General features: G+C 70.2%; 12 protein-coding genes and 2 tRNA genes. 6 read left to right on the forward strand and 8 right to left on the reverse strand.

Going from position 1 to position 14,657, the window contains the following annotated elements; genetic code table 11:
• Window positions 1–42: 42 nt before the first annotated feature.
• From ACWDZ7_RS07525 to ACWDZ7_RS07540, 4 genes are all read left to right on the forward strand, one after another.
• Window positions 43–879 (forward strand): hypothetical protein, encoded by an 837-nt coding sequence (locus tag ACWDZ7_RS07525; RefSeq protein WP_451795628.1) that lies wholly within the window; start codon window positions 43–45, stop codon window positions 877–879.
• Window positions 880–1,084: 205 nt separating this feature from the next.
• Window positions 1,085–2,077 (forward strand): hypothetical protein, encoded by a 993-nt coding sequence (locus tag ACWDZ7_RS07530; protein ID WP_451795630.1) that lies wholly within the window; start codon window positions 1,085–1,087, stop codon window positions 2,075–2,077.
• A gap of 110 nt (window positions 2,078–2,187) precedes the next feature.
• Complete coding sequence (locus ACWDZ7_RS07535; protein ID WP_451795632.1) at window positions 2,188–3,243, forward strand: hypothetical protein; 1,056 nt, start codon at window positions 2,188–2,190, stop codon at window positions 3,241–3,243.
• Window positions 3,244–3,316: 73 nt separating this feature from the next.
• A complete protein-coding gene (locus ACWDZ7_RS07540; RefSeq protein WP_451795634.1) occupies window positions 3,317–4,108 on the forward strand; it encodes a hypothetical protein in 792 nt (263 codons plus the stop codon).
• A gap of 112 nt (window positions 4,109–4,220) precedes the next feature.
• Here the strand turns inward: ACWDZ7_RS07540 and clpX are convergent, their stop codons facing one another.
• From clpX to ACWDZ7_RS07565, 5 genes are all read right to left on the reverse strand, one after another.
• Complete coding sequence (gene clpX / locus ACWDZ7_RS07545; protein ID WP_451795636.1) at window positions 4,221–5,507, reverse strand: ATP-dependent Clp protease ATP-binding subunit ClpX; 1,287 nt, start codon at window positions 5,505–5,507, stop codon at window positions 4,221–4,223.
• A 167-nt stretch (window positions 5,508–5,674) separates the two neighbouring features.
• A complete protein-coding gene (locus ACWDZ7_RS07550) occupies window positions 5,675–6,349 on the reverse strand; it encodes an ATP-dependent Clp protease proteolytic subunit (RefSeq protein WP_451795638.1) in 675 nt (224 codons plus the stop codon).
• A 62-nt stretch (window positions 6,350–6,411) separates the two neighbouring features.
• Entirely contained in the window at window positions 6,412–7,017 is a 606-nt protein-coding gene (locus ACWDZ7_RS07555; protein WP_030783279.1) for an ATP-dependent Clp protease proteolytic subunit, read from the reverse strand.
• Between the two features lie 324 nt (window positions 7,018–7,341).
• Window positions 7,342–8,730, reverse strand: a complete 1,389-nt coding sequence (gene tig / locus ACWDZ7_RS07560) for a trigger factor (RefSeq protein WP_451795640.1) — start codon at window positions 8,728–8,730, stop codon at window positions 7,342–7,344.
• Between the two features lie 125 nt (window positions 8,731–8,855).
• Window positions 8,856–8,932 (reverse strand) — tRNA-Pro (locus ACWDZ7_RS07565).
• 141 nt (window positions 8,933–9,073) lie between these two features.
• On the opposite strand from ACWDZ7_RS07565, the gene ACWDZ7_RS07570 reads away from it, so the two are divergent.
• Window positions 9,074–9,144: transfer RNA gene (locus ACWDZ7_RS07570), tRNA-Gly, on the forward strand.
• A gap of 71 nt (window positions 9,145–9,215) precedes the next feature.
• Here the strand turns inward: ACWDZ7_RS07570 and ACWDZ7_RS07575 are convergent.
• Window positions 9,216–9,410, reverse strand: a complete 195-nt coding sequence (locus ACWDZ7_RS07575) for a hypothetical protein (protein ID WP_127910262.1) — start codon at window positions 9,408–9,410, stop codon at window positions 9,216–9,218.
• A 619-nt stretch (window positions 9,411–10,029) separates the two neighbouring features.
• On the opposite strand from ACWDZ7_RS07575, the gene ACWDZ7_RS07580 reads away from it, so the two are divergent.
• Complete coding sequence (locus ACWDZ7_RS07580; protein ID WP_451795642.1) at window positions 10,030–11,238, forward strand: acyltransferase family protein; 1,209 nt, start codon at window positions 10,030–10,032, stop codon at window positions 11,236–11,238.
• Window positions 11,239–11,329: 91 nt separating this feature from the next.
• Here ACWDZ7_RS07580 and ACWDZ7_RS07585 read toward each other — a convergent pair whose 3' ends face one another.
• Both ACWDZ7_RS07585 and ACWDZ7_RS07590 read right to left on the reverse strand, forming a co-directional pair.
• Window positions 11,330–13,786, reverse strand: a complete 2,457-nt coding sequence (locus ACWDZ7_RS07585) for an FtsX-like permease family protein (RefSeq protein ID WP_451795644.1) — start codon at window positions 13,784–13,786, stop codon at window positions 11,330–11,332.
• The gene (locus tag ACWDZ7_RS07590) at window positions 13,786–14,613 is read right to left on the reverse strand and encodes an ABC transporter ATP-binding protein (protein WP_451795646.1); all 828 of its coding nucleotides are present in this window, start codon (window positions 14,611–14,613) and stop codon (window positions 13,786–13,788) included. The genes ACWDZ7_RS07585 and ACWDZ7_RS07590 overlap by 1 nt, the downstream gene beginning before the upstream one ends.
• Between the last annotated feature and the right edge of the window lie 44 nt (window positions 14,614–14,657).

Here is a 14,657-nt window from a genome sequence, read left to right on the forward strand (position 1 = left end):
AGGATGTCCGGGACACGTCAGAGTTCGGAGGGGGACCCCGCGATGAGCCACAACCAGCCAGGGCCGTACGACGGTCAGCAGCCCGGCCCGTACGGCCAGCAGCCGCAGTGGCCCGGCCCGTACGGGCAGCCGCCGCATGGGGTCCCGCCGCAGCCGCCGCGGCCGCCCCAGCCGGGATACGGCTTCCCGCAGCCCCCGCAGCAGGCGCCCCAGCAGGGCGGCGGCAAGAAGACGGGCCTCGTCATCGGTGCCGTCGCGGTGGTCGCCGCGCTCGGCGCCGGCGCGTACTTCCTGTTCGGCGGGGGCGGCGGCTCCGCGTCGGTCGAGGACGACGGGGCGCACAGGCTGGTGCCCCCCGCGTCGGTGGGCGAGTACAAGAAGGGCCAGGACACCCCCGGTGGCCCACTCGGCTCCACGGAGAACGCCGAGGAGATCGGCATCAAGAACGCCGAGAACGTGCCTGCCACGTACCAGTCGGGCGAGGTTCTCAAGGGGAAGCAGATCAGCTTCCAGGGGATGTACGGCGAGATCGACGACCCGGAGAAGTCCGTCGACGACGGCTTCGCCAAGGCCGAGGAGAGCGCGAAGGAGGACGCTGGCGACAACGCGGGCGACCCCGAGGAGTTCGCATTCGTCGGCGCCCCCGAGACCGTCGAGCCCGACGCCCTCGACAACGCCGTCATGAAGTGCCAGACCGCCGACATCAAGGAAGGCGACAAGCTGATGAAGCTGCCGATCTGCATCTGGGCCGATCACAGCACGTACGGCATCGTCTTCGGCATGGATATGGCGGCGCTGGCGAAGGGCGGCGGCATGCCCACCGACGAGGTCGCCTCCTTCGCGGCCGACCTCCGCAAGGCGGCCCGAGTGAAGGCGTGAGCGCACTCAGCTCGTGCGGTCTCCGGAACACGTCCGGTCTCCGGGACACGTCCGGTCTCCGGGACACGTCCGGTCTCTAGAACACGTCCGGTCTCTGGAACAGACGTTCAACAACTGCGCATCGATCCTGCCCGGCCGCCCCGCTCCCCGTGCCCCGTCCGCCAGGATGTTCGGAACGCGTAAGCATCGGGAGGGAACCCCAGTAATGAGCTACAACCAGCCGGGCCCGTACGGCGGCGGCCAGCCCCAGCAGCCCGGCCCCTACGGGCAGCCGCCGCAGGCTCCCCAGCCCGGCTACGGCTACCCGCAGCAGGCTCCGCAGCACGCCCCCCAGCAGGGCGGCTACAGCCAGCCCCAGCAGCCCGGCCCCTACGGGCAGCAGCCCCAGGGCCCCTACGGGCAGGTCCCGCCCCCGCCGCCCCCCGGTGGCGGCGGCAAGAAGACCGGCCTCGTCATAGCCGCGCTCGCCGTCGTCGCCGCGGCCGCGGTCGGCGGCTACTTCGTCCTCGCGGGCGGTGACGACGGCAAGGGCGACGGCAAGAACGGCGGCTCCTCGAACGTGGCCGACAACGGAGGCGACGAGTCCGGCGTCAAGGACGACGGCCCGCACAAGCTGACGACGCCGGAGACGGCGCTGACCGAGTACAAGAAGGACCCGGGCGGCTCCGGCGGCCTCAACAGCGTCGACCTCGACAAGGCCGAGGCGGCCGGGGTGAAGAACCCCAAGGACGTGCAGGCCCAGTACCAGTCGGGCAGCAAGGACAACCCGATGGCGCGGAAGGTCCTGTCCTTCGGCGGCGTCTACGGCGACATCAAGGACCCCGAGGGCGTCGTGGACCACATGTTCACGAACGCCGAGAAGGAAGCCAAGGACGGCACGGCCAGCACTGGCGGCGAGAAGGTCACGCTGGTCGGCAGCCCGAAGGAGTACAAGCCCGCCCAGCTCGACGGCGCGGTCCTCAAGTGCCAGGAGATGAAGGTGGACCTGGGCGGCGCCGCGGGCACCACCGGCTCCACCACCGGCTCCACCGGACCGAGCGAGATGTCCGCCTCGACCTGCATATGGGGCGACCACAGCACCATCGGCTACGTCGTCACCACGGACGTGGCGAGCGCGCTCTCCGGCCAGGCCGCCGACCTCGACGAGGCCGCGACGACCACGGCCAAGTTCCGCGGGGAAGTCCGCGTCAAGCTCTGACGCCCGGCGGGGCGCGCGGCCCGTCGGCCCCGGGCGGGGCCCGGTCATCCGACCGAGCCCTGTTGCGTCAGGATGTCGGGAACATATAAGCGTTTCGGAGGGGAAGCCCCATGAGTTACAATCAGCCGGGCCCATACGGCGGGCAGCAGCCCCAGCAGCCCGGCCCCTACGGCGGCGGCCAGCCCCAGCAGCCGGGCCCGTACGGCGGCCAGCCGCAGCAGCCCGGCCCGTACGGTGACGGCCAGCCGCAGCAGCCCGGCCCCTACGGGCAGCCGCCGCAGGCCCCGCATCCCGGCTACGGCTACCCCCAGCAGGCGCCCCCGCCGCAGCCCCAGCCCGGCTACGGCTACGGCTACCCGCAGCAGGCCCCGCCGCAGGCCCCTCAGCAGGGCGGCTACAGCCAGCCCCAGCAGCCCGGCCCCTACGGGCAGGTCCCGCCGCAGATGCCCTACGGGCAGGTCCCGCCCCCGCCCCCGGGCGGCGGCAAGAAGAAGACCGGGCTCGTCATCGGCGGCATCGCGGTGGTCGCCGCCCTCGGCGTCGGCGCGTACTTCCTCTTCAGCGGCAGCGACAGTGGCGGCGGCGGTTCCTCCTCCGTGGCCGACGACGGGGCGCACAAGCTGGTCACCCCCGAGACGCTGCTCAGCGAGTACAAGAAGGACGACGCCCAGGCCGGAGGCTTCAACTCCAGCGACATCAAGGCCGCCGAGAAGGCCGGGGTGAAGAACCCCGAGGACGTCGACGCCGGCTACAAGACGGAGGGCGGCAGCAACCCCCTGGCGCAGAAGGCCATCCAGTTCATGGGTGTCTACGGCGAGGTCGGCGACCCGGAGAAGGTCGTAGACGGCATGTTCGCCAAGGTCAAGAAGGACTCACAGGAGCCCGGCGCGCAGACGGGCAAGCTGGTCGGCGGCGTCAAGGACTTCAGCACGGACGGTGTCGTCCTCAAGTGCCAGGAGTCCGTGATCAAGAACGACAGTCCGAGCGGCACCGGCTCGTCCGGCCCCAAGGAGATCCACATGCCGGTCTGCATCTGGGGCGACAACAGCACCGTCGCCGTCGTCGTTCCCGTGGTGGCCGCCGACGCCCTGGCGGGCAAGGCCTCGCTCGACGATGCCTCGGCCACCACGCTCAAGGTCCGCAAGGAAGTCCGCGTCAAGCTCTGACACCGGGACGCAGCACCGCCGCATCGCCGCACCGCCGCACCGCCGCACCACCTACGAGGGGAACCCCGACGCAGTGAGCTACAACCAGCCCGGCCCGTACGGCACCCAGCCGCCCCAGCAGCCCGCCCCTTACGGGCAGCCGCCGCAGGCCCCCTACGGGCAGTTCCCCGCGCCCCCGCAGGGCGGCGGGAGCAAGAAGACCGGGCTCATCATCGGCGCCGTGGTGGTCGTGGCCGCCGCCGCGGTCGGCGGGTACTTCCTCCTCGCCAAGGGCGACAGCTCCTCCGTCGCCGACGACGGCAAGACGTACAAGCTGACGGCGCCCGCGACCGTGCTCGGCAGCTACAAGAAGGTCGAGGGGTCCGGCGGCGGTACGTCGTCGAGCGACCTCAAGGACCTGGAGAAGCAGGGCGTCAGCAACCCCAAGGACGTCCACGCCGCGTACAGCTACGGCGAGGGCGCGAGCCTGAAGTCCCTCAACTACTTCGGTGTGTACGGCGAGGTCGACGACCCGGAGAAGGTCGTCGACGCGATGTTCGCCGAGATGGAGAAGAACTCGATGAACGGCTCCGACGGAGCCATGAAGCTCATCGGCGACCCGGAGAAGTTCACACCGGACGGCTTCGAGAACGGCATCATGAAGTGCCAGAAGGCCGAGTTCAAGATGGGCGAGGTCGGCGCGGACGACGAGGGCGTCCCCAACAGCTTCCAGACGCCGATGTGCGTCTGGGGCGACCACAGCACGGTCGCGTACGCCGTGTACTCCGATGCCGCCGCGACCGGCAGCGGCAAGGACATCGCGCTGAGCGACGTCGCCACCCAGGTCGCCAATCTCCGCGACGACGTGCGCGTCGAGGTGAAGTAGCTTCGTCGAGGTGAAGTAGCTTTCCCCGCATCCACGCGCGAAGAGGGGCGCCCGGCGATCGAACCGCCGGGCGCCCCTCTTCGTGCGCGTACTACGGGTACTACGAGTACTACTACGCGGACTTCTGCTCCCCGGCCCCCGGCCCCCGCACCTCACGCGGCACCAGCGTCGGGTTCACGTTCGACCGGACGACGTCCGCCGTGATGACGACGCGGGCGACATCCTTGCGGGACGGCACCTCGTACATCACCGACTGCAGGACTTCCTCCATGATGGCGCGCAGGCCGCGCGCGCCGGTCTGGCGGAGGATCGCCTGGTCCGCGATGGCCTCCAGGGCCTCGCGCTCGAAGTCCAGCTCCACGCCGTCGAGTTCGAAGAGGCGCTGGTACTGCTTCACGAGCGCGTTGCGCGGCTCCACCAGGATCTGGAGCAGGGCCTCGCGGTCGAGGTTGTGGACCGAGGTGATCACGGGGAGGCGGCCGATGAACTCGGGGATCATCCCGAACTTCACCAGATCCTCCGGCATGATGTCCTCGAACCGGTCCTTCTCCTCCAGCTCCCGCTTGGAGCGGATGGTGGCGCCGAAGCCGATGCCCTTGGCGCCCGCCCGCGACTCGATGATCTTCTCCAGGCCGGCGAAGGCGCCGCCCACGATGAAGAGCACGTTCGTCGTGTCGATCTGGATGAATTCCTGGTGCGGGTGCTTGCGGCCGCCCTGCGGCGGGACCGAAGCGGTGGTGCCCTCCAGGATCTTGAGCAGCGCCTGCTGGACGCCCTCGCCCGAGACATCGCGCGTGATCGACGGGTTCTCGCTCTTGCGGGCGACCTTGTCGATCTCGTCGATGTAGATGATCCCGGTCTCGGCCTTCTTGACGTCGTAGTCGGCCGCCTGGATGAGCTTGAGCAGGATGTTCTCTACGTCCTCGCCGACATAGCCCGCCTCCGTCAGCGCCGTCGCGTCCGCGATGGCGAACGGGACGTTCAGCATGCGGGCGAGCGTCTGCGCCAGGAGCGTCTTGCCGGAGCCGGTCGGACCGAGCAGCAGGATGTTCGACTTGGCGAGTTCGATCGCGTCGTCACGGCCCTGCGCGCCGCCGTTCTCCCCTGCCTGGACCCGCTTGTAGTGGTTGTACACCGCTACCGAGAGGGCCTTCTTCGCGGGCTCCTGGCCCACGACGTAGCCCTCAAGGAATTCGTAGATCTCGCGAGGCTTGGGCAGTTCCTCCCAGCGGACCTCGCTCGTCTCCGCGAGCTCTTCCTCGATGATCTCGTTACAGAGGTCGATGCACTCGTCGCAGATGTACACACCGGGGCCTGCGATGAGCTTCTTGACCTGCTTCTGACTCTTTCCGCAGAACGAGCACTTGAGCAGATCGCCGCCGTCACCGATGCGTGCCACGAGGTGCTTCCCCTTCGCCTGGGAGACGCCACGTTCAGCGGCTCCTGGTGCCTCATATCCGACGGTACCTTGCCGGGCCCCCCGTTCGGGCCCCCCTTGGCACGGTTCGCTTCGACGCGGGTCGTGCGCGGACCATGCCAAGGAGCGGCAGATGCTACAGCTCTGCGTCAGACGACCGAGGCGTTGTTCATCTTCCGGGTGGAGATGATCTGGTCGACCAGGCCGTACGCGAGCGCGTCCTCGGCCGTGAGGATCTTGTCGCGCTCGATGTCGTCGCGGATCTTCTCGATCGGCGTCGTGGAGTGCCTGGCCAGCATGTCCTCCAGCTGCGCGCGCATCCGGAGGATCTCGTTGGCGGCGATCTCCAGGTCGGAGACCTGACCGCGGCCCGTCTCGCTGTAGGGCTGGTGGATCAGGACGCGGGCGTTCGGGAGCGCCATGCGCTTGCCCGGCGTACCGGCCGCGAGGAGGACGGCGGCGGCCGAGGCCGCCTGGCCCATGCACACGGTCTGCACGTCCGGCTTCACGAACTGCATCGTGTCGTAGATGGCCGTGAGGGCCGTGAACGAGCCGCCGGGGCTGTTGATGTAGATGGAGATGTCGCGGTCCGGGTCCATCGACTCCAGGCACAGGAGCTGCGCCATGACGTCGTTGGCGGAGGCGTCGTCGATCTGCACGCCGAGGAAGATCACGCGCTCCTCGAAGAGCTTCGCGTACGGGTCGTACTCGCGCACGCCCTGCGAGGTGCGCTCGACGAAGCGCGGGATGACGTAGCGGGACTCGGCGCGGGCGCCGGTGAACTCGGCCTGCGCGGCGAGGCCGCTGCCGGGGTGGTTGTTCATCTGTCTTGGTCTCCTGAGGAGCGGGGGCTGAGGATTCGGCTTACAGGGCGCTGAGGCGTGCCTCAGGCTCCCGTGCCGCCCCCGCCCGGCATGCCGGCGGCGGTGGGCATGATGTCGTCGATGAGGCCGTACTCCTTGGCCTCCTGCGGGTCGAACCAGCGGTCGCGGTCCGAGTCGCGGGTGATCTGCTCGACGGTCTGGCCGGTGTGGTGAGCGGTGAGCTCGGCCATCCGCTTCTTGGTGTGCAGCAGCCGCTCGGCGTGGATCTTGATGTCCGACGCGGATCCGGCCAGGCCCGCGGAGGGCTGGTGGATCAGGATCTCGGCGTTCGGCAGGGCGAAGCGCTTGCCGGGCGTACCGGCGCTGAGCAGGAACTGGCCCATGGAGGCGGCCATGCCCATCGCGATCGTCACGACGTCGTTCTTGATGTACTGCATGGTGTCGTAGACCGCCATGCCGGCCGTGATCGAGCCGCCGGGGCTGTTGATGTAGAGGAAGATGTCCTTGTCCGGCTCAGCGGCAAGGAGCAGCAGCTGCGCGGTGATCTTGTTGGCGATGTCGTCGTCCACGGCCTGGCCGAGGAAGATGATCCGCTCGCCGAGCAGCCGGTTGTAGACCTGGTCGCCGAGGCCACCACCGATGGAGGGGTCGCCGGCGGCGGAGGGCATCAGATTCGTCACGTATCCACCTGCTCGTCTTACGACGGCGCCGGGCCGTCTCACGTCTTCAGCTGGGGCTGGGACCCCGCGTGCCAGCCGCTCCGGGGCGGCTCCGGGGACTCCCCTGCCCTCGTATTCATGGACCCTAACGCGCGGACCCCTTCGGGGAATCCCGCAGAAGGAACTGTTCGCTGTGAGCGCAGGTAGCGCCCCGTAAGGGGCGCGGGGAACTGCGCGGCCGACCGGGTTGCGCGCGCCCCTGACGGGGCACGACACGGGCCCCCGGGATCGAAATCCCAGGGGCCCGTGACGCGTGCGTCAGAGCGAGGCCGCTCAGGCCTCGGTCTTCTCCTCGGCGGCCTCGTCGGAGGCGGCCTCGGCCTGCTCGCCCTCGGCGGCAGCCGTCTCGTCCTCGTCCTCGAGGTCGACGACCTCGCCGTTCGTGTCCTTGACCGTCGCCGCCTCGACGACGACCGCGAGGGCCTTGCCGCGGGCGACCTCGCCGACCAGCATCGGGACCTGGCCGCCTTCGACGACGGCCTGGGCGAACTGGTCGGGGGACATGCCGGAGGACTGCGCGCGACGCATGAGGTGCTCGGTGAGCTCCTCCTGGTTCACGTTCAGCTTCTCCTTGTTGACGAGCTCGTCGAGGACGAACTGCGTCTTGATGCCCTTCTCGGCCTGCTCCTTGGTCTCGGCGTCGAACTCTTCCTCGGTCTTGCCCTGGATCTCCAGGTACTTCGCGAGGTCGAGGCCCATCTGGCCGAGCTGGTGGTTCACCAGGTTGTGCTTGCGGGTCTGGATCTCGTCCGCGAGGAGCTTCTCGGGGACGGGGACCTCGACCAGTTCGAGCAGCTTCTCCAGGACGCGCTCCTGGGCCTGCGTGGCCTGGTCGTACTGCTTCATGTTCGCCAGGCGCTTGCGGCTGTCGGCCTTGAGCTCGTCGAGGGTGTCGAACTCGGAGGCGAGCTGCGCGAAGTCGTCGTCCAGCTCCGGCAGTTCACGCTTGGCGACCTGGGTGACCTTGACGGTGACCTCGGCCTCCTTGCCGGTGGCCGAGCCGCCCTTGAGCTCGGAGGTGAAGGTGGCCTCGCCACCGGCCTCCAGGCCCTTCACGGCGTCGTCGATGCCCTCGAGAAGCTCGCCGGAGCCGATCGTGTAGGAGACGCCGGAAGCGACGCCGTCCTCCAGGACCTCTCCGTCGACCTTGGCCTCCAGGTCGATCGTCACGACGTCGCCGTCCTCGGCGGCACGCTCGACCGGGGACGTGGAGGCGAAGCGCTCGCGCAGCTCCTCGACGGCCTTGTCGACGTCCTCGTCGCTGACCTCGACCGCGTCGACCTCGACCTCGATGCCGGAGTAGTCCGGGATCTCGATGGTCGGGCGGACGTCGACCTCAGCGGTGAAGTTGAGGGTCTCGTTGTCCTTCAGCTCGGTGATGTCCACCTCGGGCTGGCCCAGGACGTTGAGCTCGGCCTCGTTGACCGCCTCGGTGTAGAACTTCGGGAGCGCGTCGTTGACGGCCTCCTCCAGCACGGCACCGCGGCCGAACCGCTGGTCGATGACGCGGGCCGGGATCTTGCCCTTACGGAAGCCCTTCACCGTGACCTGCTGGTTGATCTTCTTGTACGCCGCGTCGAGGCTGTCCTTGAGCTCCTCGAAGGGCACCTCAACAGTGAGCCGAACCCGAGTCGGGTTCAGGGTCTCCACGGCGCTCTTCACGGTTCGGTCTCCTTGGGGGCTGACTGCTGGTTTCTGCCCGGATCAGAGACACACGGGCACACAGCTTGCATAGTAACGGCAAGCGGGAGCCGACCCACAATGCGATCTTGTGAGGGAGATCTTGCTGGTCGGGGTGGCGGGATTTGAACCCACGGCCTTCCGCTCCCAAAGCGGACGCGCTACCAAGCTGCGCCACACCCCGTCGGTGCGACACGTAGGGTACATGCCCGCAGGCCGAGCGGCCCCCGGTCGAACGGGGAGTGTGAAGGGGGTGTGCGGCGAAGGCCGTCGACCCGCTACGATGCCTGTCGTGCCGCGGGCCTTTCGGGCCACGGTGCGCCGTGCGGGCGTAGCTCAATGGTAGAGCCCTAGTCTTCCAAACTAGCTACGCGGGTTCGATTCCCGTCGCCCGCTCTGTACCGTTCCGGCCCGGTCCGCTGATTCCAGCGGCCGGGCCGGCGGCGTTCTCGCGCCGCCGCGCCGGTTCAGAAGCTGATCGAGTTGATGGTCTCCGCCAGTTCGTTCAGGAACCGGTTTATGGAGGGCGCCATGCCCGTCGAGGCGAGGAAGAAACCGAAGAGCACCGCGACGATCGCGGGCCCCGCCTTGAGCGATCCCCCGCGGATCAGCACTACAAGGATGATCGCCAACAGCAGCACCACTGACAGCGAAATGGCCACACTGATCACACCCTAGGTCGGTCGCACTCCCGGCCCGGGGGGTACGACCCCGCACGCCCCCGCCACCGACCATCGTGCCACCAACAAGCCCGCTGTATGCGGCGGGTGACACATCGTCGGCCAACGCTTCGCGGGCCGGGGCGCGCGAGGGCGCCCCAGGGGGGCACTAGCGGCGCATCCGGGTACGGCAATTCGACGACCTGCGGTCAGCGGGAATTCGGCTTGACCGTTGCCATCACCACACACGGCGTTCGCAGGAAATTCGAATTGTTGCGGGCGGCACATCCGAGGCTGTCGACGACTATCGGACCGCCGACCAATCGGACATTCCACTGGAGTCGCCTGCGGGCGTTATGCACCATTTAAACCGGATGAATTGTGACGTAAGGGACACCATACAACGACGTCTCTCTGTCTGCCGAAGGGATTCGCGGGTACGCGGACCCGATAAGCGGTAATCGCCTCAGGGATTGACAGGGATTGGGTTGACGAAAGCGACGAGGGTTTTACGAAGACGGCGCCGCGACGCTAGGGTGCGTCAGATGTTCCACGCTGCCACCACCCCCGTAGGCGCAGTGCGGTCCCGGATCGTCTCACCGAGCTCTTGGTGGGAGGGCCTGTGACCAACTCGGTGCACCCGCACGGACGCCACCGGGCGCCGCTCCCCCCGGCCCAGGTGCCGGCGGCCGGACCCCCGCCCCCGCGCACCCACTATCCGACCCCGCAGGCCGCCACCGCTCCCCCCACTCCGACCGGTCACCGCGCGGCCGCCCGCTCGGCGAAGCCCGCCAAACAGCGCGACGCGTTCTTCGACAACGCCAAGTACCTGGCGATCGTCCTCGTGGCGATGGCCCACGCATGGGAACCCCTGACGGATCACAGCCGCGCCGCCGAGGCGCTGTACATGACCGTCTACACCTTCCACATGCCGGCGTTCATCCTGATCTCCGGCTACTTCTCCCGCAGCTTCGACATGCGGCCCGACCGCCTCAGGCGGCTGGTGACCGGCGTCGCCGTGCCGTACGTGATCTTCGAGGTGGCGTACACCCTCTTCAAGCGCTGGGCGGACGACGACCCGTCGCAGCCGATCAGCCTGCTCGACCCCTGGTACCTCACCTGGTTCCTCGTCGCGCTCTTCGTGTGGCGGCTCACCGTGCCGCTGTGGAAGATCGTGCGCTGGCCGGTGCCGCTCGCTCTGGCCATCGCCATGCTCGCCGTGATCTCCCCCGACATCGGCGACGACCTCGACCTCCAGCGCGTCCTGCAGTTCATGCCGTTCTTCGTCCTCGGCCTCTTCATGAAGCCCGAGCACTTCCAGCTGGTGCGCCGCCGCGAGGTGCGGATCCTGTCCGTGCCCGTCTTCGCGGCCGCGGTGCTGCTCGCCTACTGGGCGGGGCCCCGCATGACGTCCGTGTGGTTCTACCGCCGCGACAGCGCGCAGGAGTTGGGCGTGCCGTGGTGGGTCGGCATCGTGATGACGCTGGCGCTCTTCGGCTGCTCCGTGGTCCTCACCGCGTGCTTCTTCGCGTGGGTGCCGCGCCGCAAGATGTGGTTCACGATCCTCGGCGCCGGCACGCTGTACGGCTATCTGCTGCACGGCTTCCTCGCCAAGGGCTCCCGCTTCTGGGGCTGGTTCGAGGAGTACGACTGGCTGCACAAGCCGCTCGGTGAGATCTTCGTGACGGCGGTGGCCGCGACCGTGGTGACGCTGCTGTGCACGCCTCCCGTGCAGCGGATGTTCCGCTTCGCCATGGAGCCCCAGATGACGTGGGCCTTCAAGCGGGACGCCGCGGAGCTGGCGCGGGAGCGCGCCAGGTCGACGACGTAGCGGCAGGGGTCAGCGGAGTCCCGACAGGGCGCGCATGACGGCGTACTTCGCTGTCATGCGCGCCCTTGCTCGTGGTCCCCGTCGGACGGTGTCATGCCGCGGACCTCAGTGCCGCCCGCGCCGGGATCGTCGCCGACGCCAGGCCGAGGAGCAGTACCGCGCCGACGAAGGAGCCGTACACCAGCGGCGGGATGTAGGGGGACTCGCCGGTCAGGCCGTTCATCATCGGGACGAGCGTGGCGAGGGCGATGCCGGAGCCGATGGCGATGCCCGCGACGGCGACGATCAGGGCCTCCCAGCGGATCATCCGCATCACCTGGCGGTGCGTGGAGCCGATCAGGCGCAGCGTGCCGAGTTCGCGGCGGCGGTCGAGGACCGTCATGACCAGGGTGTTGATCGCGGCGACGGCCGCGAAGCCGCCGAGGACGGCCGCCATGGTGGTGTTGGCCCAGGCGTTGAGTTCGCGGTCCAGGGACTGGGCGGTCGCGTAGCCGTCGCGGTCCTGGAGGGTGCCGAGGCCGGAGAGGGCCGCCGCGGAGCCGCCCCTGGTCCAGATCTCGGTGGCGAGGGCGGAGGTGACGTGCCGCTTCACGTCGGCGGCCGGCAGCGTCACCTGGGAGAGGCCGAGGCCCCTGCCGTACGTCGCCACGATCTTCGGTGTGGCCTTGGTGCCGTCGGGCAGGCGGACGGCGAGGCGGTCGCCGGTCTTGACGTGGGCGGAGCGGGCGAGCGCGGCGTCCACGGCGACCTCGCCCCTGCCGAGCTTGAGCGTGCCCGTCTCGATCTTGAGGTCCTGGACCTTGGCGAGGTCCGCGGCCGTGCCGGTGATGCCCTGCGCGGACGCCGACTCCAGCCAGCGGTCGCCGCCGGAGCCGACCGGGACGAGTACGGACGTCTTGAGCAGCCCGACAGCGGAGGTGACTCCGTCGGCGCCCTCGGCCCTGGCGAGCGCGCCCGGGGCGAACCCGGTGCCCGAGGTGACGATGTGGTCGGCGGTGATGCCCTCGCGCTGCTGGTCGGCGGCGACGCGGTCCTGGCTGGTGTGCATGAAGACGAGGACGGAGGAGAAGGCCATGGCGAGCACGATCGGGGTGATCGCGGAGGCGAGGCGGCGGGCGTTCGTACGGGAGTTGGCGGCCGCCAGCGAGGCGGACGCGCCGGCGCCGCGCAGCGGGAGGCCGAACAGGGCCGCGCAGCCGCGGGCCACCAGGGGGCCGAGCAGGGCCACGGCGAGCATGAAGAGCATGACGACGCCGAGCGCCGCGTTCGCCGCGTCCTCGCCGGTGTTGTCCGCGGCGAAACCCGCGAAGACCGTGCCGCCGACGGCGGCGGCGACGCCCAGCGGCGTACGGATCCAGCCGAGCGGCATCCGCTCCACGGAGGCCTCGCTGAGCGCCTGGCCGGGCTTGATGCGGGAGGGGCGGCGCGCGGCCATGAATCCGGCGCCGAGCGCGGTCACGAAGGCGACGCCGACGGCGGAGACGAGCGGGATGAAGGAGATGGACAGGTCCACGGCCTTTGGGATCGCGCCCTTCTCCTTCAGCTGTCCGAACCACCAGGTGGCCAGGGCGATGCCCGGCAGCAGGCCGACCGCTCCGGCGAGCGGCGCGACGAGCAGGGTCTCGGTGGCGATGGTGCGGCGGATCTGGCGCGGGGTGGTGCCGATGGCGCGCAGCAGCGCGTACTCACGGGCGCGCTGGCCGACGGAGAGGGCGACGGTCCCGGCGGCGGTGAACACGGCGGTCAGGGCCGCGATGCCGCCGAAGGAGCCGCCGAGGCCGGTCAGCAGCTCCTTGGCGTAGGCCAGTTCCGAGCCCTCGGCGGCGCCGCGGTCGTCGCCGGTGTGGACCTCGGCCTTGCCGCCGACGGCGTGCGCCACCCGCGACTTGAGGGTGGCGTTGGAGACGCCCGCCTCGGGCAGTACGACGACGGCGTCGACGCGCCCGGGGTGCCCTGAGATACGTACGGCCTCGGAGTCGGCGAACCAGGCGGTGGGCGCGCCCTGCCCGGCCTTGACGGTGCCGGACACGCGGAAGTCGCGCGGGCCGTCCGCCGTGGTGAGCCTGACGCGGTCGCCGACGGCGGCGCCGGGCGTGGCGAGGGCCACTTCGCCGGGGTGCGGGGCGCGGCCCGCGGTCAGCTTCTCGCCGGTGAAGGCGGTGGAGCCCCAGCCGTGCGCGGTGACGGCCCTGCCGCCGGACCGCACGGGGAAGGTGACGTCGGCGACGGCGGTGCGCGCGCCGGGCACCGCGGCGGCCTTGGCGACCAGGGAGTCGTCGAGCCGTGCCCGGTCGGGCAGCGGGGTGGCCGTCTCGGAGCGCTCCTCGCCGCTGCCGGTGACGAAGTGGGCCTCCTGGTCGGCGGCGGCCACCACGGGCGCGCCCGCGTACCGCACGGGCGGCACGGAGGCGCGCAGGCCGGTCTCCAGGAGGATGCCGCAGGCGGCCACGATCAGCGAGGCCATCATCAGCGCGACGAAGGTGCCGGCGAAGGCGGCGGGCTTGAAACGGACGGCCGCGCGGGCGAGGCCGTTGGGCACGTACGCCATTACGCGGCCGCTCCCGCGTACGCGGGGGCCGTCAGCGCGGTCATCCGGGCGGCGATCTGCTGGGCGGACGCGCGCTCCAGACGGTCGACGAGGGAGCCGTCGGCGAGGAAGAGGACGCGGTCCGCGTGGGCCGCGGCGGCCGGGTCGTGGGTGACCATGACGACGGTGGCGCCCATCGTGTCGACGGCCGAGCGGAGCAGGCCGAGGATCTCGGTGGCGGTGGTGGTGTCCAGGGCGCCGGTCGGTTCGTCGGCGAAGATCACGTCCGGCTCGGTGACGAGGGCACGGGCGATGGCGACGCGCTGCTGCTGGCCGCCGGAGAGCTGGCCGGGGCGGCGGCGTGCCTTGTCGCCGAGGCCGACGCGGGCCAGCATGTCGGCGGCCTTGTGGCGGTCGGGGCGGCGGCCCGCGAGGCGCATCGGCAGGACGACGTTCTGCTCCACGGTCAGCGACGGCAGCAGGTTGAACGCCTGGAAGACGAAGCCGAGGCGGGTGCGGCGCAGGGCGGTGAGCTTGTTCTCGCTCATGCCGGTGATGTCGGTGCCGCCGAGGTGCACGCTGCCGGAGCTGGGCCGGTCGAGGCCGGCCGCGCACTGCAGGAACGTGGACTTGCCGGAGCCGGAGGGCCCCATGACGGCGGTGAAGCTGCCGCGCGGCAGGGCGAGGTCGATGCCGGCGAGCGCGTGCACGGCGCCGGCGCCCCGGCCGTACCGGCGGCGGACACCGCGCAGTTCGACGGCCCAGTCGCCGGGCCGGGCGCTCGGCATCGGGGGCGTCGGAGCCGCTCCCGTGCGCTCTTCGGTCCGGTGCTTCCGTCGCAGCCCCATGGCTGTTGCCCGCCTTCCGTTCGTACGTCCCTGGTCGATGTCTC

Source organism: Streptomyces sp. NPDC003032, from assembly GCF_053591415.1.